This window comes from Micromonospora sp. NPDC048040, from assembly GCF_055587185.1.
Map to the genome: position 1 here is coordinate 1 of NZ_JBVJGT010000035.1, position 21,725 is coordinate 21,725.

A 21,725-nucleotide genomic window follows, 5' to 3' on the forward strand; every position below is an offset into this window, starting at 1 on the left:
GGTCCGACGGCAGTGTCCGGGACCAGCGGACCGCGAGGTCGCCGATCTTCGGCAGTCGCAGCCGGCCGTTGTCGAGGACCTTGAACCGGCTGTTCCTGGTGAACCGGATGCTCTGCCGGTTGTCCTTGCGGGACCGGAACCTGGGCGGGGCGACCTTGCGGCCCTTGCGCTTGCCCGTGACCGAGGCGAAGAAGTTGCGGTACGCGGTGTTCAGGTCCGCCAGGGCTTGTTGCAGCACGACCGCCGACACCTCGCCCAGCCAGGCGCGGGCCGCGGTCTTCTTCGCCTCCGTGATGACCCGTTTGGACAACTCGCCGTCGCAGACGTACGACAGTCCGGCCTCGCGGGCTTCCTGCCGTGCGCGCAGCCCGTCGTTGAACACCACCCGCGCACACCCGAACGCCCGAGCCAGCTCAATCTGCTGGCCCGGCGTCGGATAGACGCGGAACTGGTAACGGAGCTGCACGAAAAGCACCGTACCATATTGGTTTATGGCAGAACCTGAAGGCATCCGCACTGGTAGACACTGTATTTTTGCGATGCATGTTCACTTGGTCTTCGTGACGAAATTCCGGCACAAGGTGTTCGGCGACCGGCACCTGTCCCGGATGGAACAGATCATGCGAGACGTGTGCCGCGACTTCGAGGCCGAGCTGGTCGAGTTCAACGGCGAGAACAACCACGTGCATCTGCTGGTCAACTACCCGCCCAAAGTGGCCGTGGCCCGGCTGGTCAACAGCCTCAAAGGCGTATCGTCGCGCCGCCTGCGGCAGGAGTTCCCCGACCTCGTACGCCACTACTACCGGGCCAACAAACTCTGGTCCGGCTCGTACTTCGCGGGCTCCGTCGCAGGGGCACCGCTGAGTGCCGTGAAGCAGTACATCGAGCAGCAGAACCGTCCGGCATAAGGCACTGCTCGGGCCTGACGGCCCTCCCAGCGCGGGCCTTCACCCCCGCCCTGAAGGGCGGAGCACTGGCCCGCATTCCGGTAGCGTGGGCGGGTGCCACCGCAGATCCCCCATCCCGACCCCGGGATTCCGGACACGAGGGGGCCGTTGCGGTACCTGTGGTGGCTGACCCGCTGCCAGCCGTGGCGGGTGCTGCGCGGCGCCCTGCTCGGCACGGCCTGGATGACCGGGCTGTCGGTCCGGCCCTACCTGATCTCCCGGGCCGTGGACGACGGGCTGCGTCCCGGCGACACCCGGGCCCTGACCCTGTGGGTGGCGGCGATCGTCGTCGCCGGCGTGGCGCTGGCCTACCTGGGCATCATGCGGCACCGCACGATGACCTTCATCCGGGAGGACGCGAAGGCCAGGTCGGCCGCCGTGGTGCTGCGCCACCTGTCCCGGGTCGGCGCGGTGCTGCCCCGCCGCAGCGCGGCGGGCGAGGTGGCCACGGTCGGCGGCGCCGACGTCGACCGGGCGGCGCAGGTGCTGACGATCACGGGACCCGGCGTCGGTGCGGTGGTCGCGTACGTGGTCGTCGCCGTCGTGCTCTGGTCGATCTCACCCCTGCTCGCGCTCTGCGTGCTGGTGGGCGTGCCGGCGGTCGGCCTGGTCGTCGCGCCCCTGCTGCGCCGCCTGGACCGGGTGGAGTCGACCTACCGGCAGCAGCAGGGCGAGCTGACCGCCCGCTCCGGCGACATCGTGGCCGGGCTGCGGGTGCTCGCCGGGGTGGGCGGCCGGGGCCTGTTCGCCCGCCGGTACGCCGCCCGGTCCCGGGACCTGCTCGCCGAGGGCTACCGGGTGGGGGCGGTGAACAGCTGGATCGACGCGGCCACGGTCGCCGTCCCCGGGCTGTTCCTCGCCGCGGTGGTGTGGCTGGCGGCCCGGATGGCGGTGACCGGCGAGATCAGCGTCGGGGAACTGGTCGCCGTCTACGGCTACGTCGCCACGCTCATCGTGCCGGTCTGGTTCCTGCTCGAGGGCAGCCACCTGCTGATCCGGGGCCGGGTCGCCGCCCGTCGGATCATCGCCCTGCTCGCCGTGACGCCGGACGGTGTCGGCGGCCCGCGCCCCCTGCCGTCCTCTCCGGGCGCGGCACCGGTTCCCGACGCCCGGCGGCCGGCGCGGGCCGCCGCCCCGGACGGCCCCGCCGACCTGCACGACCCGGCGAGCGGGTTGACCGTGCCCGCCGGCCGGTTCACCGCGGTCGCCGCCACCGACCCGGCCGACGCCGTCACGCTGGCCGACCGGCTCGGCCGGTACGTCGTCGGCGACGTGACCTGGGGCGGGGCACCGCTGACCGGTGTCGGACTCGACGAGGTGCGGGCCCGTATCCTGCTCGCCGACCACGACGCGTACCTGTTCGCCGGGACGCTGCGGGAGACGCTGCGCGGGGCCCGCCCGCACGCCGACGACGAGCGGATCGGCGCCGCCCTGCACGCCGCGTCGGCCGAGGACGTGGTCGACGCGCTGCCGCGCGGGCTCGACACCCCGCTGGACACCCGGGCCCGTTCCCTCTCCGGCGGGCAGCGGCAACGGGTGCGGCTGGCCCGGGCCCTGCTCGCCGACCCGGAGGTGCTGATCCTCGTCGAGCCGACCTCGGCGGTGGACGCGCACACCGAGGCCCGCATCGCCGCGCGGCTGCGGGAGGCCCGGGCCGGCCGTACCACCGTCGTGTTCACCACCTCGCCGCTGCTGCTCGCGCGGGCCGACCGGGTCGCACACCTGGACGCGGGGCGGGTCGTCGGCGCTGGCGGACACGCCGACCTGCTGGAGGCGGACCCGGGCTACCGGCGGCTGGTGGCGCGCGACGACGCCGACGCCGAGCCGGTGCCGCGGTGAACGGGCTGCCGGTCGCCGACCGGGCCGCCGTACGCCGGGCGACGCGGGAGCTGATCAGCCGGGACCGGCGCGCCGTCGCAGCCGTGCTGGCGCTGCACGTCGCGGCCACGGTCGCGGGGCTCGCCCCGCCGTGGCTGCTCGGCGCCGTCGTCGACCGGGTCTCCGGCGGGACGGGCGTCGGCACCGTCGACCGGCTCGCCCTGGCGATCGTGGCCTGCGTGCTGGTGCAGACGCTGCTGTCGCGCTTCGCGCAGTACGCCGGCCACCGCTTCGGCGAGCGGGCCGTGGCCCGGCTGCGCGAGGAGTTCGTCGACCGGACGCTGAACCTCCCCGTCGCCGTCGTCGAACGGGCCGGGGCCGGGGAGCTGGCCACCCGCAGCTCCGTCGACGTGGCCACCGTCGGCATCACGGTCCGGGACGTGGTGCCCACCATCGTCATCGCCTCGGTGCAGCTGACGCTGCTGTTCGGGGCGGTCTTCCTGCTGCACCCGGTGCTCGGGGTGGCCGCGCTGGCCGGGCTGCCGACGATCGTGGCGGTGACCCGCTGGTACCTGCGGCGGGCCAGCCCCGCCTACCTTGCCGAGGGGGCGGCCGCCGCCGAGCTGACCGAGACGCTGACCAGCACCGCCGAGGGCGCCCGTACGGTCGAGGCGTTCCGCCTCGCCGACGAGCGGGTCGGGCACGGCGACGCGCGCATCGCCCGGGTGTGGTCGGCCCGGCGGGCCACCCTCGCGCTGCGCTCCGTCTTCTTCCCCACGATCGAGGCCAGCTACCCGCTGCCCGTCGCGGCGGTGCTGCTGGCCGGTGGCTTCCTGCTCACCCGGGGCGAGGTGTCGCTCGGCGCGGTGGTCGCCGCGGCGCTCTACCTGCAACAGGCGATCGACCCGCTGGACCGGATCCTGCAGTGGACGGAGCAGGCGCAGCGCGGCTTCGCCTCGTTCGCCCGGGTGCTCGGCGTCGGCGAGGTGCCACCGGAGCCGCCCGGCCGGGCCGCCGCGCCGGCCGACGAACGGCTGGTCGTGCGCGGCGCCCGGTTCGGGTACGCGGACGGGCCCGACGTGCTGCACGGCATCGACCTGGCGGTGCGCCCCGGCGAGCGGCTGGCGATCGTCGGGCCTTCGGGGGCCGGAAAGTCCACCCTGGCCCGGCTGCTCGCCGGCATCGACCCGCCCCGGGAAGGGCACGTCACCGTCGGCGGCTGCCCTGTCACCGACCTGGACCCGGCCGAGCGGCGGCGACGCATCGCACTGGTCACCCAGGAGCACCACGTCTTCATCGGTACGCTGCGCGACAATCTCGCCTTCGCCGCCCCAGAGGCCACCGACGAGCGGATGCGCGCGGTGCTGGCCACCGTCGGCGCCGACTGGTACACCCGGCTGCCCGACGGCCTCGACACCCGCCTCGGCGACGGCGCGCACCCGCTCGGCGCGGCCGAGGCCCAGCAGCTCGCGCTGGCCCGGCTGGTGCTCGCCGACCCGCACACGCTGATCCTCGACGAGGCCACCGCCGCCCTCGACCCGACCACCGCACGCCGCACCGAGCAGGCCCTGGCCGCCCTGCTCACCGGGCGGACCGTGATCGCCATCGCACACCGGCTCAACACCGCGCACGACGCCGACCGGGTGGCGGTGCTGGAGGGCGGCCGGATCACCGAGCTCGGCAGCCACGACGAGCTGATCCGCGCCGACGGCCCGTACGCCGCCCTCTGGCGCTCCTGGCATCCCTGACGTCGGCCCCGTCGGGGCCGGGCGGTCGACGTCGGCGGGCACCGCGTCGACCGCCGGGTCAGGTCACTTCACGGCGCCGGAGGTGAGGCCGGACTGGATCTGCCGCTGGAAGATCGCGTAGACGACGATCATGGGGAGGATGGCGATGGTCAGGGCCGCGAAGAGCCCGGACCAGTCCGCCTCGTAACCGGCGTTGACCGAGATGTCCGCGATGCCCTGGGTGAGCACCCACTTGTCCTTGGCGTTGGAGAGCAGCACGAGCGGCAACTGGTACTGCGCCCACTGGCCGATGATGTTGAAGATCCCCACGCTGATCAGGCCCGGCTTGGCCATCGGCAGCATCACCTGGAAGAACAGCCGGGTGTGCGAGCAGCCGTCGATCATCCCCGCCTCGGCGACCGACGCCGGCAGCGTCTTGAAGAACGCGGCCAGGAAGAAGACCGTGAACGGCAGCGAGTAGGCGATGTAGACCAGCACCAGCCCGGTGTGGGTGTCCAGCAGCCCCAGGTTCTTCACCACGAAGAAGAGCGGCACCAGGGCCAGGAAGACCGGGAAGGCCAGCCCCGAGACGAACAGGTAGTAGATCGCCCGGTTGCCCCAGAACTTGTAGCGCGCCAGCACGTACGCAGCCATCGAACCGAACAGCATGGTGCCGAAGGTGCTGCACGTCACCACGATCACGCTGTTGAGGAAGTAGCGGCCGACGTTCGCCTTGTTCCACGCCCGGGCGTAGTTCTCGAACCGCAGCTCCGCCGGGAGCGTCCACGGGCTGCTGAAGATCTCCGTGGTGCTCTTGAACGAGGCGAGGAAGGTCCAGAGGATCGGCACGATCACGATCACCGCCCAGACCGCGAGCGCCACGTGCCCGAGGCCGGCGAACAGCCGGACCTCCGAGCGTCGGCCCCCGCGCCCGCGCCCACCCGCGGCGCCCGGCTTGACGGTCTTCGGCGGAAGCGCCGCCGGTGTCGGCGGAAGCGTCGTCTGCGGGTTCATCAGTACTCCACGCTTTCCCGCTTGGTCAGCCGCAGCGTCAACGCCGCGAACGTGATGGTGAGGAAGAACAGCGCCACGCCCATGGCCGAGGCGTAGCCGTACTTCGAGTAGACGAAGGCGTTGCGGTAGATCTCCATTGCCAGCACCGTGGTCGCGCCGTCCGGGCCACCACCGTCCACCGAGAGCACGGAGACGATGGCGAACGCGTCGAAGGCGGCGATGCCCAGGTAGACCCAGGCCACCTGGAGGGTGTCCCAGAGCAGCGGCAGGGTGACCCGGAAGAAGAGCGTCACCCGGCTCGCCCCGTCGATCTCGGCGGCCTCGTAGATCTCGCCGGGGATGGAGGCCATGCCCGCCGAGAAGAGCACCACGTAGAAGCCGACCGCCTGCCAGACCAGCACCGCGAGGATCGACCAGAGGGCCAGGTTCGGCCGGACCAGGAAGAGCACCGGGTCGAAGCCGAGCTTCATCAGCACGCCGTTGATCAGGCCGGACTCGTTGGGCCGGTAGACCGTCTGGAACAGCACCGCGATGATGGCCACCGCCAGGACCTGGGGGAAGAAGAACACCACCCGGTAGAACTTCGACCCCCAGACCCCCTGGCGCTGCCCGCCGCTGCTCTTGCCGCCCACGTTGAGCAGGAACGAGAAGAACAGCGCGATGGCGATGGTGATCAGCGGCAGGGCAAGCAGCAGTACGCCGTGGTGCTGGACCGCCTTCCAGAAGTTGTCGTCGTCGAACAACCTCCGGAAGTTGTCGAAGCCCACCCACTGCGGGGCGGAGAGCCCCCGCCAGTTGGTCATCGAGATCTGGAACGCCTGCGCGTACGGCGCGATGACGAAGACCACGTACAGCGTGACCGGGACGAAGAGGAACCCGATCACGAACGGATACTTGCCGTGCCGCATGACCCCTACGCTCCGTTCGATCAGCGCTTGAACTTGGTGACGGAGCTGTCCTTCTTGATCGCGTCGGCGCGCTTCTGGATCCGCTCCACGAAGGCGTCCGCCTTGATCCGGCCGAACATCAGCTCGTTGGTGGCCGTCCGCGCCTCCGTGTCGAGCTCCTTGTACCAACCGTCGAAGTACAGGTTGAACACGTCCTGGCCGGCGGCCTTGAGCGCGGCCTGCGAGCTGGCCACACCCGGCGGGAAGGCGTAGCCCGCCGAGCCGGCGGTCACCACCGTCGGGGCCTTGACCACCTCGGTGAAGCCCTTCGCGCCGGCCACCGAGAGCATCTGGCGCATGTACTCCAGGCCGCCCTTGGGGTTCTTGCTCCTGGCCGAGACGAAGTAGCCCTCACCGGCGGTCGCCCGCAGCGCCGTCGCCGGCAGCTTGTCCGAGGCGGACAGGCTCGGCACCGGCATCAGCTGGTACTCGAAGCCGTTCGGGGTGTCCTTCTTCTGCTCGCCCTCCAGCCAGTCGCCGCTGGGGTAGAAAGCCAGCTTGTACTGGTTCTGCCGCAGCTGCACGTCGGTGTGCTTGAGCCCCTCGAAGCTCTTGTCGACGTACTTGGCGCCGATCTCGGCCCACGCCTCGGCGGCCTGCTTGACCGCGTCCTGCTGCCAGGCGCCGTCCTCCAGGTTGTCGATGTTCTTCAGCACGTCCGTGCCGCCGATCTTCGCCGCGTGGGTGAGGATCACGTTCCACTGGTAGTAGGCCGCGTTCGCGCCGGCGTAGCCGTACGGCGTGATGCCCTTGGCCTTGATCTGGTCGAGCAGCGCGGTGAACTCGCCCCAGTTCTTCGCCGGCGCCCAGCCGTTGTCCTTGAACAGCTTGCCGGAGTACCAGATGCCGAAGACGGTGGAGACGTAGTACAGGACGTACGGCTTGCCGTTGAACGACCCGGCCTCGACGGTGCCCGGCACCACGGTGTCGCGGACCTTCTTGTTGGGGTCGTCGACCGACGGGGCGTCCCACAGCTCGGTGAGGTCCTGGAGCTGGCCGTCGGCGACCAGGGCGCCGAAGTCCATCAGCTTCTCGCCGGAGTTGTTCACGAACTCCGGCGGGTTGCCCGAGGCGAACCGCGGCTGGAGCACCGTGGACACGGCCTGGGTCGACTGGTGCTTGACCTCGGCCTTCGGGAACGCCTTCTTGTAGAGCGGCTGGTGCACGTCGGTGGCGTACTTCTCGCCGTAGCCGCCGTTGAAGATGACCACCTCGATCGGGGCGTCCTCGGGGACGCCGAGCGGGTTGGTGGCGCTCTTGGTGCCGCCGGCGACCTGCTCGTTCTTCTCGTCGCCACCGCTGGTCGCGCAGGCGCTCAGCAGGCCGGCCGCCGGGGTGGCGAGCAGGCCCACCGCGGCGGCCCGGCGCAGCACGGTCCGGCGGCTCAGGTCGGCCGGGTTGTCGGGGGTAATCGACATCGTCGTCTCTCCTTGTGGTGTTCGGGTCAGGCGGTCCGCCGGAGACGCCCGGCGTACCGCGACTCGAGGGCGTGGTTGTGCTCGTCCCCGCCGGGGACGTTGGCGGAGAGGTAGATAGGGGGTACCTCACCGGCCTGGTGGAACCGTCGTACGACCTCGGCGGTCAGCAGCTGCGCCAGCAGCGCCGCGGTGACCGAGGAGACCGCACAGACCGCGCCGCCGCCCTCGAGCGGCAGCAGTGCGTCGCCGTACGGCGCGCCGTTGTCCAGAACGACGTCGGCGAGATCGGCGAGCCGCCGGCCCGACGGGTGCCGTGGGGCGACCCGGGCGGTGTGCTCGATCGAGGTGACCGCGATCAGCGGGTGGCCGCGGTCGGTGACCAGCGCCGCCAGCTCGACCACGGAGCCGTTGATGCCGGACTGGGACGCCACCACGAACACGTCCTGCGGCTGCGGGGCCGCCAGTGCGTAGAGCTGGTGGGCGATGGCGGGGTCGCGCTCCAGTTTCGGATCGGCGAGCAGGTCGCGCGGGGCGTCGCCGTGCAGCACGAGGTCGTGGATGGCGAGCCGGTTGGTGGGCACGAGTCCACCCGCCCGGGCGACCAGTTCCCCGGCGAACGCCTCGGAGTGGCCGGCGCCGAACGCCTGGAGCACCCCGCCGGCGCGCAGGCTGGTGGTGATCAGGTCGGCGGCGGCGCCGATCCCGTCGGCGCTGGTGTCGACCAGCCGGTCGAGCACCGGACGGACCGCCTCGGCGTACCCCTGGGCGCTGATCATGCGGTGGCCCCCTTGGCGGCCTTGTGCCCGTCGACGGCCTGGGCGGTGCGCCGGAAGGCCGCGTGGGCGCGGTCGTGGGTGCGCTGGGCGACGGCGATGTAGAGCAGGTCGAGCACGACCAACTGCGGGTGCCGGGCCGACAGCGCGTCGGGGCGGAACGTGGTGGCCTGGCTGGCGGTGAGCAGCACGATGTCGGCCAGCTCGGCCAGCGGCGAGCGCGGGAAGCCGGTCAGCGCCACGGTGGTCGCGCCCCGGCTGCCTGCCTCGGCGAGCATCTCGATGGTCTCCCGGGTCTGGCCGGTGTGCGAGATGCCGAGTGCCACGTCGCCCTGGCGCAGCAGGGCCGCGCTGGCGAGGCCCTCGTGCACGTCGTTCCAGGCCCAGGCCGCCACGCCGATGCGGTGCAGGCTGAACTGCATCTCCTCGCCGACGAGGGCGCTGCCGCTGGCGCCGAAGATGTTCACCCGGGACGCCCCGGCGATGGCGACGGCGGCGCGTTCGACCTCGGCGAGGTCGAGCAGCGCGGCGGTGTCGTGCATGGCGCGGGTGTCGGCGGCCATGATCTGATCGAGCACCCGGGAGAGCGGGTCACTCGGCTGGATCTCGCGTCCGATGTCGACGGTCCAGCCCGCCGAGCGGGCCCGCCCGGTCTCGGCGGCGATGCCCAGCCGCAGGTCGGCGTAGCCGTCGAAACCCATCGCCCGGCAGAACCGGGTGATCGTGGCCGGGGAGGTGCCGCTGCGCTCGGCCAGCTCGACGATGGTCGCCCGGGCGGCCGCCTCCGGGTCGCTGAGCACGTGCTCGGCGACCCGGCGCAGCGCCCCGGTCAGCTCGCCCGCGCCGGCCCGGACGCGCGCCAGCACACCGTCGGAGGGGACCCCGAGCGCGGCCCGCCGGTCGACCGCGTCGGCGTCGACCACCGCGGTCCCCGCGGAGATGTCCACCTCGTGATCAACCATGGGACGCCTTTCCGAAAAGATTGTTTACCGTTAGTGGTAAAAGTTCTTACTGAAGGCCCCTCCGTGTCAAGGCCGTGGGCGAAGTTTTCAAACTGTTACCTGGCGCACAGCCCGCCACAGGCCCCGGCTCTTGCCCTCCGCCGCCAGGCCGACCAGCATGAACGCGGCGTTGATCAAGGAGGTGGGTGCCGATGTCCGACACCGTCGTGGTCGGTCTCGACGTCGGAGGTACGTCCACCCGGGCGGCCGCCCTGAGCCTGGACGGGCGCCGGCTCGGCACCGGCCGGGCCGGCGGTGGCAACCCCACCAGCCACGGCGCCGAGCGGGCCGCCGGCGAACTCCTGGCCGCCCTGCGGGAGGCGCTCGCCGACGTCGACCCCACCCGGGTCCGGGCCGGCACCATCGGCCTGGCCGGGGCCGGCCGGCTGCTCGCCGACCCCGCCGGCCGGGACGCCTTCGACCGGGCCTGGCGCGACGCCGGCCTGCGCTGCCCGTACGACGTGCACGGCGACGCGCTGGTCGCGTACGCCTCGGGCACCGCGAGCCCCGAGGGCAGCGTGGTCATCGCCGGCACCGGCGCGATCGCCGCACAGGTCCGCGAACTGCGGCTGGACCGGGTCGCCGACGGTCACGGCTGGCTGCTCGGCGACGCCGGCTCCGGCTTCTGGCTGGGCCGGGAGGCGGTCCGCCGACTGCTGTCCGACCTGGACCGGGGCCAGGCCCCGGGGCGGCTGGCGACGGCGGTGCTCACCGAGCTGCTCGGCTCCGCCGAGGTGGCGCCCCGGCCCCGGGACACCGGCGACGCGCTGGTCCAGGCGGTGACCCGACGGCCCCCGGTGGAGCTGGCCCGGCTCGCGCCCCTGGTGGTCGACGCCGCCGTCGACGGCGAGCCGGTCGCCCGCGGGCTGATCGACGAGGCCGCCGCCCACCTGGCGGAGAGCACCGCCCGGATCCGCCCGGCCGGCGACGCCTCCCCGATCGTGCTCGGCGGCGGGCTGCTGACCGGCGACACCCCGCTGGCCGCCGCGGTCCGGGCCGAGGTCGCCCGGCGGTGGCCGGACGCGGTGCTGTGCTCGGCGGGCGACGGCGCGGCCGCGGCCGCATGGCTCGCCGCCCGCGACCTGCCCGAGGTGACCGATCCCGGGGCCCTGCACGCCCGCCTGGTGCCACCGACCTCCTGACCGAACGCCGCCGACCCGACCCCGCCGCCGTCCGCGCCGGCGGCGATCGGCGGCCGGGTCGGCGGCGATCGGCGGCCGGGTCGGCGGCGATCGGCGGCCGGGTCGGCGGCGATCGGCGGCCGGGTCGCGAGGCGAGGTGACGTGAGGTGGGCAGCGGCGAGAGGGCGTGCGGCTTCCCCGGGCGATGCCCACCCTGCCGCCGGTCGCTGTCGAGCTGCCCCGGCTGTGAGACCACCCGTCGTCCGATGCCCACCGGTCGGGGGCGTCGGGGCCGCGGGCGGCCCGCACCGCACTGCGTGGTCCCACAGATGGGGCAACTCGACAGCGAGCGCGCCCCGACCGTCGCCCTCCCGCCCGTCGGTCAGGGGCGGTCGGGCGACGGAGCGAGCCGCGCCAGCCGCCCGACCAGACGATCAGTAACGGACGCGGCTACTTGAGCTGGCCGGCGGTCAGGCCCGACTGGATCTGCCTCTGGAAGAGGATGTACACGACCAGCACCGGCAGCGTGGCGATGGTCAGGCCCGCGAAGAGACCGCTGTAGTCACCCTGGTAGCCCTGGCTGACCGCCAGTGCGGCGAGCCCCTGCGCAAGCACCCACTTGGAGTCGTCGCCCTGCATCAGCACCTGGGGCAGGATGAACTGGTTCCAGTGGCTGAGGAAGTTGAAGATCGCGATGCTGATCAGACCCGGTCGCGCCATCGGCAGCATCACCCGGAAGAAGAGCCGGAAGTGACCGCACCCGTCGATGAGCGCCGCCTCCGCGACCGCCGTCGGCAGGGTCCGGAAGAAGGCGGTGAGGAAGAAGACGGTGAACGGCAACGAGTAGGCGGCGTACACCAGCATCAGCCCGGTCCAGGTGCCGAAGAGACCGGCGTTGCGCACCACGAAGAACAGCGGCACGAGGGCCAGGAAGACGGGGAACATCATCCCGCCGACGAACAGGTAGTAGAGGAACTGCCGGCCCCAGAACTCGTAACGGGCGAAGACGTATGCCGCGGTGGCGCCCATCAGCATGGTCAGGGTGAGCGATCCGGTCACCACGATCGCGCTGTTCAGGAAGTACTGGCCGATGTGGGCCTCGGTCCAGGCCCGCGCCCAGTTCTCGAACCGCAGCGCGCCGGGCAGCCCCCACGGGTCGGAGAGGATCTCCCCGTCGCTCTTGAACGAGCTGAGGAACATCCAGAGCAGCGGCAGCGCGGTCACCGCGCCCCAGAGCAGCAGGAACCAGTGCGAGAAGATGTTGGCGACGCCGAGATCGCGGCGGAGCTTGCGGTCCTGCGGCGCCGGCCGGTCCGCCACGGCCGTGCCGTCGGAGGCGGTCCTGTCGAGGGTTGTCACGAGTACTCGATCCGATCACGCCGGGCGGCCCGCAGCGCCAGCACCGCCACCGAGAGGGTCAGGAACAACAGCACCACGCCGATCGCCGAGGCATAACCGAACTTGCTCTCGCTACCGAACGCGGTTTCGTACATCCGCAGGCCGATGACGTCGGAGGAGAAGTTGGGGCCGCCGTTGGTCATCTGCTGGATCAGGATGAACCCGTCCAGGGCCGCGATCGCGAGGTAGATCCAGGCGACCTGCACGGTGTCCCAGAGCAGCGGAATGGTGATCTTGCGCAGGGTGGTCCACCGCGACGCCCCGTCGAGCATCACCGCCTCGTAGATGTCGCGCGGAATCGCCGACATCGCCGCGCCGAAGAGCACCACGTAGAAGCCGACGTTGCTCCAGATCATCACCGCCATCGCGCACCAGAAGGCGAACCGGGGATCACCCAGCCAGGCCGGCGTGGGTAGGCCGACGGCACCGAGGGCACCGTTGAGCAGGCCGCTGTTGGGGTGGTAGACCTCTTTCCACAGCAGGGCGATGATGACCACGGAGAGCACCTGCGGAAAGAAGTAGACCATCCGGTACACGGACGTGCCGCGTACGCCGGTCACCCCCGCCCGGCCCTTGCGACCGCCCATGCTGAGCATCGTGGCGAAGAAGAGGCCGAGCACGATGGTCACCACCGGCACCACCAAGAGCAGCCACGCGTTGTTCTTGAGGGCACTCCACACCCGATCGTCGTCCAGCAGCCTCTCGAAGTTGGCCAGGCCGACGGAGTTGGCCTCGGGCGAGTAGCCGAGCCAGTCGGTGGTCGAGATCTGGAAGGCCTGCAGGTACGGCGAGAGCACGAAGATGCCATAGAGCAGCAGCGGCGGCACCAGGAACGTGACGATCAGCGGGTACTTGCCATGTTTCACGAGAAAGGACCTACTCCCACAGCCGTGGGCCGGTGGGGACGGACCCGCCCCCACCGGCCGGATGTCACGCGGCCCGCTTGTACTTCTTGATCGAGCTGTCCTGGGCGATCGAGTCGGCGCCCTTCTGGCACAGGTCGAGGAACTCGGCCGGGCCGATCCGACCGCTGAAGAACTCGCCGCACGCGGCGTCGACGAGCTCACGCTCCAGCTTGCGGTAGAAGTTGTTGTAGACCCAGTTGAAGCCGTTGCTGCCGGAGGCCTCCAGCGCCTTGCTCACGGTGCTGAGGCCGAACGGCAGCTCGATGCCTTCGGTCGACCCGGCCACCACGGTCAGGCTGGAGACCTTCCTGGTGAAGTCCTGGGCGCCCTTCTTCGACAGCATGACCCGGAAGTACTCCAGGCCGCCGGCGAGGTTCTTCGCCTTGGCCGGAACCATGAACGGCTCGCCGGCGGTGCCGCGGATCGCCTCGAACGGCAGCTTGTCGCCGCTGCCCAGGCTGGGCGTCGGCTGGATCGTCATGTTGAAGCCCTCGGGGGTGACCTTCTTCTGCTCGCTCTCCAGCCAGGAGCCGCAGGAGATGAAGGCGGCCTTGCCCTGGCACCACGCCGTCTGCGACTGCACGTGGTCGAGGCCCGGCGAGCCGGCAAGGATGTAACCGTCCTTGACGATCTGGTGCCACGCGTCCGCCGCGGCCTTCATCGCGTCGGACTTCCACGCGTTGGGCTCCAGGTTGTCGATCGCCGTGGCGACGGACGACCCGCCGAACTTGATGGCCGTGGCGATCACCGGCCAGCTCATGTAACGGGGGTGCTTGCCCGCGTACGTCCACGGCGCGATGCCGGCCGCCTTGATCTTCTTGCACAGCGCGATGTGCTCGTCCCAGGTCTTGGCGTACTCCCAGCCCCGGTCGGCGAAGAGCTTGGTGGAGTGCCAGATGCCGTACGCGGTGTAGGTGTAGTTCATCACCATGAACTTGCCGTCGTACGAGCCGACCTCGACGGCGCCCGGCAGCAGCGTGTCCTTGACCGTCTTGCCGGGGACGTCGAGGCTCGGGGCGGCGAGCAGCTCGCCCAGGTCGGCGATGGCGTTCTGGGAGACCAGGCCGTTGAAGTCGATCTGGTCCTTGCCGGAGTTGTTGACCACGTCGGGCGGGGTGCCGTCGACGAAGCGCGGCTGGAGCGTCTTGCCGATCTCCTGCGTCGCCGAGTGGTTGATCTTCGCCTTCGGGTACTTCTCGGTGTACATGGCCTCGTGGGCCTTCGCGTACTCCTCGCCGAAGCCGCCGTTGAAGATCACCACCTCGAGGGGCGCGTCCTCCTTGACCCCGAGCGGGTTCTGCTCGCTCTTGGTGCCCTTGTAGGTGCCGGCGTCGCCCTTGTCGTCGCCACCGCCGGTGGCGCAGCCGGCGAGCAGGCCGGCGGCAGGGGTGGCCAGCAGGCCGGCGGCGGCGCTGCGCCGCAGGATGTCACGCCTGTTCATGGTCTCTCCTCGGATCGGGTCCGGGCGGGCGCCGGATGGGGGAAGGCGGCCGCCGCACGAGGCACAGGGGGAAGTTGTCTTCAGTTTGTTAGTTGTTGCTGAAGAATTTCTACGGCAGTAACCGGCGGACTTCAAGACCGCACACCGAACCGTTATCACCACCGTTCGGTTCGCGGCTGGCATACCCTCGGGGCCATGCGCCGTCTGCGGCAACTCGCCGCACGCACGCCGGCTGGTCGGGAACGCTACGTCGACCTGCTCCGGGCGCTCGCGATCGTCATGGTCGTGCTCGGCCACTGGGCGGTGGCCGCCATCGGTGAGGACCCTACCGGCCGACCGACGGCCCGCTCGGCGCTGCCGGACCTGCCCTGGGCGTACCCGCTGACCTGGGTGGCCCAGGTGATGCCGGTGTTCTTCCTGGTCGGCGGCTACGCCAACGCCGCCTCGCTGACGGCCCGCCGGGCGGCCGGCGGCGACGCCGTCTCCTGGCTGCTGGACCGGGGCGCGCGGCTGCTGCGCCCCACGACCGCGCTGCTGCTGGTGATCGCCGCCGGCTCCGCCGTCGCGTCGCTGGCCGGCGTCGAGGCGACGCTGGTGCGTACCGTCGCGTGGTTCGCCACCATCCCGCTGTGGTTCCTCGCGGCCTACCTCGTGGTGGTGCCGCTGACCCCGGCGATGTACGCCCTGCACCGGCGCTTCGGCCTGCTCGTCCCGCTCGCGCTGGCCGCGCTGGTCGCGGCGGGCGACCTGGGGCGCGCGCTGGGGCCGGCCGAGCTGGCGCTGCCGAACTACCTCTTCGGGTGGCTGGCCGTCCACCAGCTCGGCTTCGCCTGGCGCGACGCCCGCGCCGAGCCGCCCGGAGGACCCGACGCGCCCGCGCGGCGCGGCGTCCGGGCCCACCGGCTGCCGCTGTCGCGGCAGGCCGGCGCGACGGCGCTGCTGGGCGGGCTGGCCGCGACGGTGCTGCTGACCGTCGGGCCGTACCCGGTCGCCATGCTCAACGTGCCCGGCGAGCGGCTGGACAACGCCGCGCCGCCCAGCCTCGCGCTGCTGACCCTGACCACGGCCCAGCTCGGGCTGATCCTGCTGCTGCGCGATCCGGCGGAACGCTGGCTGCGCCGCTCGCGTCCCTGGCAGGCGGTGATCGCGGTGAACGCGGTCGTGCTCACCGTCTTCCTCTGGCACCTGACGGCCGCGATCCTGCTGGTCGGCGCGCTGTACGCGGCCGGGGAGCTGCCGACCCCGCCCGTGGGCTCGGCCGCCTGGCTGGCCTGGCGGGTGCCCTGGGTGCTGATGCTGGCCGTGGTGCTGGCCGCCCTGGTCGCCGTCTTCGGCCCCGTCGAGGCCCGTACCGGCCCGACCGGCCGTGCCCGGGACCGCCGTCGGGCCGACGGCGGCGGGGCGCCCGCCCAGGGTCCGGGGCCGACCGGCCGGCCGCACGACGCCGGTCAGCCGGCCGGTCCGGGGTGGCGGGGCACCGCCCGCGCCGCGGTCACCGCCGCCGGTTTCGCCGCCGTGGTGTACGCCCTGGTCGTCAACGCCGAGACACCGAAGTCGGCCCCCGAGTCACTGGGGGTGCCGGCCTCGGCGCTGGCGGCGTACCTGGCCGGGGCCGGCGCCCTGCGGCTGCTCAGGTCTGGGTGGGGAAGCCGAGGTTGACCCCGCCATGGCGCGGGTCCAGCCAGCGGCTGGTCACCACCTTGCCCCGGGTGAAGAACCGCACCCCGTCCTCGCCGTGCGCGTGCAGGTCGCCGAAGAGCGAGGACTTCCAGCCGCCGAAGGAGTAGTACGCCATCGGCACCGGGATCGGCACGTTGATGCCGACCATGCCGACCTCCACCTCGTGCTGGTAGCGCCGCGCCGCGCCGCCGTCGTTGGTGAAGATCGCCGTGCCGTTGCCGTACGGGTTGGCGTTGACCAGGTCCACCGCCTCGTCGTACGAGCCGACCCGCACGACGCTGAGCACCGGGCCGAAGATCTCGTCGGTGTAGATCGACATGTCCGGGGTGACCCGGTCGAACAGCGTCGGGCCCAGCCAGAACCCGTCGGCGTCGCCGTCGGGCTCGACGTCGCGGCCGTCCACCACCGGCACCGCGCCGGCGGCCACCCCGGCAGCGACGTACGAGCGGACCTTCTCGGCGTGCGCGGCGGTGACCAGGGGGCCCATGTCGCAGCCGCGCCGGCCGTCGCCGGTGCGCAACCGGGCCATCCGCTCGGCGATCCGGGCGACCAGGGCGTCGCCGACCGGCTCCACCACGACCAGCGCCGAGATCGCCATGCACCGCTCCCCCGCCGAGCCGAACCCGGCGTTGACCGCCGCGTCGGCGGCCAGGTCCAGGTCGGCGTCCGGCAGCACCACCATGTGGTTCTTCGCGCCGCCGAGGGCCTGCACCCGCATGCCGGCGGCGCTGCCGCGCTGGTGGACGTACCGGGCGACCGGGGTGGACCCGACGAACGACACCGCCTTCACGCCCGGGTGGTCCAGCAGCGCGTCGACGGCCTCGGCGTCCCCGTTGACCACGTTCAGCACCCCGTCGGGCAGGCCGGCCTCGGCGAACCACTCGGCCAGCAGCAGCGCCGCGCCCGGGTCCTTCTCGCTCGGCTTGAGCACCACCGCGTTGCCGCAGGCCACGGCCACCGGCACGAACCACAGCGGCACCATGACGGGGAAGTTGAACGGGGAGATCACGGCGACCACGCCGAGTGGCTGGCGCAGGCTGTACGAGTCGACCTCGGTGGAGACGTTCTCGCTGAACCCGCCGCGCAGCGCCGAGGGGATGCCGCAGGCGTACTCGATCACCTCCAGGCCGCGCTGCACCTCGCCGGCGGCGTCCGCGAGCACCTTGCCGTGCTCGGCGGTGATCACCTCCGCCAGCCGGTCGCGGCGGGCGTTGACCAGCTCGCGGAAGGCGAAGAGCACCGCCGTCCGCCGGGCCAGCGACGCGTCCCGCCAGGCCCGGGCCGCGCGCTCGGCGGCCTCCACCGCGACCGCGACGTCCGCCGCCGAGGCCAGCGCCACCTGACCGGTACGCCGGCCCGTGGCCGGGTCGAAGACGTCCCCGTGCCGGGCCGACGTGCCGCCGAACCGCTTGCCGTCGACGAAGTGCGACACGGTGGCCAGGTCCGTGGTGGTCGCCCTGTCCAAGCCGGGCCCGCCGATCGCCGCGGTCACGCCGCCACCGTCGCCGCGGCGCAGGAGCGGATGGCGTCGACCATGACGGCCAGGCCCTCGCGGGCCTCGTCCTCGGTCAGCGTCAGCGGCGGACCCATCCGCAGCACGTTGCCGTACAGGCCGCCCTTGCCGACCAGCAGCCCGCCCGCCCGGCACGCCTCGAGGACGCGGACGGTCAGCGCCGGGTCCGGCTCCGCGGTGCCCGGACGGACGAACTCGACGCCGAGCATCAGCCCCTTGCCGCGTACCTCGGCGACGCAGTCGAGACCGCCCACGGCGGCGCGCAGGCCGTCGGCGAGGATCGCGCCGGTGCGGGCCGCGTTGGCCTGCAGATCGTGGTCGAGCAGGTAGTCCAGCACCGCGTTGCCGGCGGCGGTGGAGACGGGGTTCCCGCCGAACGTGCAGAAGCTGATCGCCGGCACGGACTCCAGCACCTCGGCCCGGCCGACGACGCCGGCCAGGGCGAAGCCGTTGCCGATGCCCTTGGCGAAGGTGAGCAGGTCCGGGGTGACGCCGTGCGCCTGGTAGCCCCAGAAGTGCTCGCCGGTGCGCCCCCAACCGGTCTGCACCTCGTCGGAGACGAACAGGATGCCGTGCTCGTCGAGCACCTTCTTCCAGGCGGCGAAGAGCCCGTCCGGCGGGTGCACGAAGCCGCCGACACCCTGGATCGGCTCGGCGATCAGGCAGGCCACGTCACCGGCGGTCTGGGTGGCGAGCACCTCGCGCAGGTCCTCCACCGCCGCGTCGACGCGCTGCGTCTCGTCGAGCCGGGCGAGCAGGCCGCGCAGCCGCTCCCCCGAGTGCAGCCAGGCCACCTGGAGCGGGTTGAGCGCGCTGGCCGACCAGCCGCGGTTGCCGGTCACGCCCATCGTCGCGTACGACCGGCCGTGGTAGCTGTTGCGCACCGCGAGGATCTGCGCCGAGCGGCGGTGGTTGGTGGCGAACAGCAGCGCCGCCTCGTTCGCCTCGGTGCCGGAGTTGGCGAAGAACACCCGCGCGTCCGGGATGCCGGAGAGCCGCGCGACCTTCTCGGCCAGCTCGACCTGCTGCCGGATGAGGTAGAGCGTGGAGCTGTGCACGATGCCGGTGCGGATCTGCCGCTCGACCGCCTCCCGGATCTCCGGGATGTCGTAACCGACCATCGAGGTGAGCACGCCGCCGAAGAAGTCCAGGTAGGTGCGTCCCCGAGCGTCGGTGACCCGGCGGCCCGAGCCGGAGACCAGCTCGATCGGCTCGTCGTAGTAGAGCGGCATCCAGGACGGGAGCACGGCCCGGTGCCGGGCCAGCAGATCGTCGGCGGTCATCGTCGCACCCTCTCAGCGGCGTTGGCGGTAACCCGCACGCTCTCATCACCGGGCGGCAGGGACAACTGTCACTGTGTAGCGCAGCGGCGGTCCCCGCCTGACAGCGCGTCAACCCCGGTGCTGCGGTTTCCGGGGCCGGGACGGACCGGCGCCCGGTTTTCGGTGGCCGATGCGGGCTGACACGACTCATTCCGCATCCCGTGAGCCGGGTCCACGATGACGCGCCGTCCTTACCGGCTCCGGCACCCGGCCGCCGGTACGATCCGGCGGTGCGGATCGGGGAGGTGGCGCTGCCCACCGGTGCGGCGGGCACCGGCGCCGGGGAGATCACGGCCGGCGTACGGGCCTGGGTGGACTCGGCGCCGCTACGCGCCCTGGTCGGGCACTTCGGCGGCGACTGGCCGGGCGGGGACCTGGCGGCCGTGCTGGCCGGCCTCGACGAGTTCTCCGCCCGGCACTGGGACTTCCGGGGCGGCCGGGAGCGCCCCGACGCCCGGGAACCCGCCTTCGACCCGGCCACCGCCGGCCTGGTGCTCGGCGCCGCCGCCGCGCTCGGCCTGGTCCACCCGGTGCCGCCGGCCCGGTCCGAGTACGCCCACCTGGTGGTGCTGGGCGGGCTGTCGAACGCCTGCCAGCGCCGGGTCGCGTACGCGGCGCACCTGCTGCGCGCCGGCACCCGCGTGGCCGGCGAGGTGGCCGTGCTCGGCAGCTTCCGCCCCCTGTCCGAGGTGGAGCGCGCGGGGCTGGCGGCGGCCGGCGTCCCGCCCTGCGACACCGAGGTGGAGGCCCTGGACGCGGCGGTGCGACGCGAGTTCGGGATGGCCGCCCCGGCCGAGGAGGACGGTCACGACGGCGGCCATCCGCACCACTCCTGGTCGTCGCGGACCTACCGGCCCGCCGGCGGGCCGCCGGTCCGGGTGCTCGCCGCCCCGTCCAGCGATCCCGCGCGGCGGCGGGCGCACACCGCCGACACCCAGCGGTTCTGGGCGGAGCACGTCCACCTGCGCACCGGCGACCCGGTGCTCATGGTGACCGCGCCGATCTACGTGCCGTTCCAGCACTGCGACGCGCTGCGCACCCTCGCCGTGCCGTACGGCTGCGGGATCGAGACCGTCGGCGTCGACCCGGCCCTGCCCGACCTGGCCGGGTTGCCCGAGCCCACCCTCACCCCGGGCCGCTACCTCCAGGAGATCCGCTCGGCGATCCGGTCGATGCGCGCCCTGCACGCCGCCCTCGTCGCGACCTGACCAGCCGCCGGCCGCCGGGTGCCGGGAATACCAGGCGCCGGGTGCCGGGTGCCGGGTGCCGGGAATACCAGGCGCCGGGTGCCGGGACGTGCGCTCCGCGCCTCGGCGGTCAGCCGGCGGCGGTGTCCCGGACGGCCTGGGCGAAGACCTCGGAGCGGTGCTCGAAGTTGCGGAACCGCCCGTAGCTGGGCGCGGCCGGGGAGAGCAGCACCACCCCGTCGGCCGGGGTCAGCCCGCGGGCCAGCCGGACCGCGTCCACGAGGTCGTCGACCACCTCGGCGCGTACCTTCGGCAGCCCGGCGAGCGCCTCGACGATCCGGGCGCCGCTGTCCGGAATGCCGATCACGGTGATCTCGCGCTCCGCGAGGTGCTCGCGCAGCGGCGTGTAGTCCAGCCCCCGGTCGGTGCCACCGACGATCACCGTCAACGGCCGCCCCTCGTACGCGTCGATCGCGTGCATCGCCGCGTACGGGCTGGTGGCGAGGGTGTCGTCGACGAAGGTGAGGCCGGACGGGTCGACGATCTCGGTGAGCCGGTGGGCCAGCCCCTGGAACCCCGCCACCGCCACCGCCAGGGCGTCCTTGCGGGCCACCACGTCGACGCCGAGCGCGTCGAGCACCGCGAGGGCGACGCAGAGGTTGCCCTCGTTGTGCCGGCCGACCAGCGGCAGCACCGCACGCGGGAACAGCGGCCGGTCGCCGAGGTGGAACCAGGGCGTGCCGTCGGAGCCGCCGGCCACGTGGGCGGTGTCGGGCAGACCGGCGCGCACGGCCGCCCGGTCGCCCAGCTCGAGGGCCAGTCGCGGGTCGGCGCCGTTGACCACCACGGTACGCGGCCCGTGCGCGAGGAGGTTGAGCTTGTCCCGGTAGTACTCGGCCTCGCCGCCGTGCGCGTCGAGATGCTCGGGGAAGAGAGCGGTGACGACCGCCACCCGCGGCGAGTCGGTCAGGTCGCTGCACTGGTAGCTGGAGAGCTCCAGCACGTACAGCTCCGCCTCCGGCAGGTCCAACGTCGGCACGCCGATGTTCCCGCCGAAGACGTTCGGCCGGTCCACGGCGGCGAGCAGGTGGCTGATCAGGCTGGAGGTGGTGCTCTTGCCCTTGCTGCCGGTGACGCCGACCGTGCGCTCGGCGTGGTCGGCCATCCACAGGGCCGTGCCCTGGGTGACGGTCACGCCACGCCGACGCAGCTCCACCAGCCACGGGTGGGTCTGCGGCACGCCGGGCGAACGGACCACCACCTCGGCGGCGGCCAGCCGGGCGAAGCCGTCCTCGCCGGTGACCAGCGGCGCCGCCTCGGCCAGCGCCCCCTCCCAGGGCAGACTGAGGAAGTTGGCGCTGTCGTCGACGGCGACCAAATCGGCCGGGCCGTGCGCGGCGATCGCGGTCACGGCGGCCCGGCCCTCCCGACCGGCGCCCCAGACGGCGACGGTACGTCCGCGCAGGTCAGACAGGCGCACAGGCTCTCCTCAGGGGGTGTCGGCGGGCGAGGC

At 72.7% G+C, this 21,725-nt stretch carries 18 protein-coding genes; 6 read left to right on the top strand and 12 right to left on the bottom strand.

All coding sequences use genetic code 11. The annotated features are described in order from the left end of the window. A partial coding sequence (locus ACZ6O2_RS25640) for an RNA-guided endonuclease InsQ/TnpB family protein (RefSeq protein ID WP_466024604.1) occupies positions 1-466 on the bottom strand: 466 nt, incomplete at its 3' end. A gap of 25 nt (positions 467-491) precedes the next feature. Here ACZ6O2_RS25640 and tnpA point away from each other — a divergent pair. The 3 genes from tnpA to ACZ6O2_RS25655 all read left to right on the top strand — a co-directional run bounded on the left by tnpA (position 492) and on the right by ACZ6O2_RS25655 (position 4,513). Further along, the gene (gene tnpA, locus ACZ6O2_RS25645) at positions 492-908 is read left to right on the top strand and encodes an IS200/IS605 family transposase (protein ID WP_466024605.1); all 417 of its coding nucleotides are present in this window, start codon (positions 492-494) and stop codon (positions 906-908) included. 189 nt (positions 909-1,097) lie between these two features. After that, on the top strand, positions 1,098-2,786 hold the full coding sequence (locus ACZ6O2_RS25650) for an ABC transporter ATP-binding protein (protein ID WP_466024640.1): 1,689 nt from the start codon (positions 1,098-1,100) through the stop codon (positions 2,784-2,786). Next, on the top strand, positions 2,783-4,513 hold the full coding sequence (locus ACZ6O2_RS25655) for an ABC transporter ATP-binding protein (protein ID WP_466024606.1): 1,731 nt from the start codon (positions 2,783-2,785) through the stop codon (positions 4,511-4,513). Before ACZ6O2_RS25650 ends, ACZ6O2_RS25655 begins: the two co-directional genes overlap by 4 nt. Before the next feature lie 63 nt (positions 4,514-4,576). On the opposite strand, the gene ACZ6O2_RS25660 is transcribed toward ACZ6O2_RS25655, so the two are convergent. Genes ACZ6O2_RS25660 through ACZ6O2_RS25680 form a run of 5 tightly spaced genes read right to left on the bottom strand, consistent with a single transcriptional unit; the run spans position 4,577 to position 9,606 of the window. Beyond that, a complete protein-coding gene (locus ACZ6O2_RS25660) occupies positions 4,577-5,506 on the bottom strand; it encodes a carbohydrate ABC transporter permease (RefSeq protein ID WP_466024607.1) in 930 nt (309 codons plus the stop codon). Then, positions 5,506-6,414 carry a carbohydrate ABC transporter permease gene (locus tag ACZ6O2_RS25665; RefSeq protein ID WP_357699230.1) on the bottom strand — a complete coding sequence of 303 codons (909 nt, stop codon included), beginning with the start codon at positions 6,412-6,414 and terminating at the stop codon, positions 5,506-5,508. Before ACZ6O2_RS25665 ends, ACZ6O2_RS25660 begins: the two co-directional genes overlap by 1 nt. 20 nt (positions 6,415-6,434) lie before the next feature. Further along, on the bottom strand, positions 6,435-7,871 hold the full coding sequence (gene ngcE, locus ACZ6O2_RS25670; protein WP_466024608.1) for an N-acetylglucosamine/diacetylchitobiose ABC transporter substrate-binding protein: 1,437 nt from the start codon (positions 7,869-7,871) through the stop codon (positions 6,435-6,437). Positions 7,872-7,897: 26 nt separating this feature from the next. Next, on the bottom strand, positions 7,898-8,647 hold the full coding sequence (locus ACZ6O2_RS25675) for a sugar isomerase domain-containing protein (RefSeq protein ID WP_466024609.1): 750 nt from the start codon (positions 8,645-8,647) through the stop codon (positions 7,898-7,900). After that, positions 8,644-9,606 carry a MurR/RpiR family transcriptional regulator gene (locus ACZ6O2_RS25680; RefSeq protein WP_350711336.1) on the bottom strand — a complete coding sequence of 321 codons (963 nt, stop codon included), beginning with the start codon at positions 9,604-9,606 and terminating at the stop codon, positions 8,644-8,646. The genes ACZ6O2_RS25675 and ACZ6O2_RS25680 overlap by 4 nt, the downstream gene beginning before the upstream one ends. 191 nt (positions 9,607-9,797) lie before the next feature. On the opposite strand from ACZ6O2_RS25680, the gene ACZ6O2_RS25685 reads away from it, so the two are divergent. Then, a complete protein-coding gene (locus tag ACZ6O2_RS25685; RefSeq protein ID WP_466024610.1) occupies positions 9,798-10,787 on the top strand; it encodes an N-acetylglucosamine kinase in 990 nt (329 codons plus the stop codon). A gap of 429 nt (positions 10,788-11,216) precedes the next feature. On the opposite strand, the gene ACZ6O2_RS25690 is transcribed toward ACZ6O2_RS25685, so the two are convergent. The 3 genes from ACZ6O2_RS25690 to ngcE (ACZ6O2_RS25700) all read right to left on the bottom strand — a co-directional run bounded on the left by ACZ6O2_RS25690 (position 11,217) and on the right by ngcE (ACZ6O2_RS25700) (position 14,510). After that, positions 11,217-12,125: a carbohydrate ABC transporter permease gene (locus ACZ6O2_RS25690; protein ID WP_350711360.1), complete on the bottom strand. Its 909-nt coding sequence runs from the start codon at positions 12,123-12,125 to the stop codon at positions 11,217-11,219. Further along, entirely contained in the window at positions 12,122-13,030 is a 909-nt protein-coding gene (locus ACZ6O2_RS25695; protein WP_350711362.1) for a carbohydrate ABC transporter permease, read from the bottom strand. The genes ACZ6O2_RS25690 and ACZ6O2_RS25695 overlap by 4 nt, the downstream gene beginning before the upstream one ends. 64 nt (positions 13,031-13,094) lie before the next feature. Further along, positions 13,095-14,510 (bottom strand): N-acetylglucosamine/diacetylchitobiose ABC transporter substrate-binding protein, encoded by a 1,416-nt coding sequence (gene ngcE, locus ACZ6O2_RS25700; protein ID WP_466024611.1) that lies wholly within the window; start codon positions 14,508-14,510, stop codon positions 13,095-13,097. Positions 14,511-14,705: 195 nt separating this feature from the next. Here ngcE (ACZ6O2_RS25700) and ACZ6O2_RS25705 point away from each other — a divergent pair, with 195 nt between their 5' ends. Further along, positions 14,706-16,169 (top strand): acyltransferase family protein, encoded by a 1,464-nt coding sequence (locus tag ACZ6O2_RS25705; RefSeq protein WP_466024612.1) that lies wholly within the window; start codon positions 14,706-14,708, stop codon positions 16,167-16,169. On the opposite strand, the gene ACZ6O2_RS25710 is transcribed toward ACZ6O2_RS25705, so the two are convergent. Beyond that, on the bottom strand, positions 16,141-17,631 hold the full coding sequence (locus tag ACZ6O2_RS25710; protein WP_466024641.1) for a CoA-acylating methylmalonate-semialdehyde dehydrogenase: 1,491 nt from the start codon (positions 17,629-17,631) through the stop codon (positions 16,141-16,143). The genes ACZ6O2_RS25705 and ACZ6O2_RS25710 overlap by 29 nt on opposite strands. Before the next feature lie 47 nt (positions 17,632-17,678). Continuing rightward, positions 17,679-18,986: an aspartate aminotransferase family protein gene (locus ACZ6O2_RS25715; RefSeq protein ID WP_466024613.1), complete on the bottom strand. Its 1,308-nt coding sequence runs from the start codon at positions 18,984-18,986 to the stop codon at positions 17,679-17,681. A 269-nt stretch (positions 18,987-19,255) separates the two neighbouring features. On the opposite strand from ACZ6O2_RS25715, the gene ACZ6O2_RS25720 reads away from it, so the two are divergent. Next, positions 19,256-20,233: a hypothetical protein gene (locus ACZ6O2_RS25720; protein ID WP_466024614.1), complete on the top strand. Its 978-nt coding sequence runs from the start codon at positions 19,256-19,258 to the stop codon at positions 20,231-20,233. A gap of 109 nt (positions 20,234-20,342) precedes the next feature. Here ACZ6O2_RS25720 and murD read toward each other — a convergent pair whose 3' ends face one another. After that, positions 20,343-21,692: a UDP-N-acetylmuramoyl-L-alanine--D-glutamate ligase gene (gene murD, locus ACZ6O2_RS25725; protein ID WP_350711372.1), complete on the bottom strand. Its 1,350-nt coding sequence runs from the start codon at positions 21,690-21,692 to the stop codon at positions 20,343-20,345. Positions 21,693-21,725 lie beyond the last annotated feature (33 nt).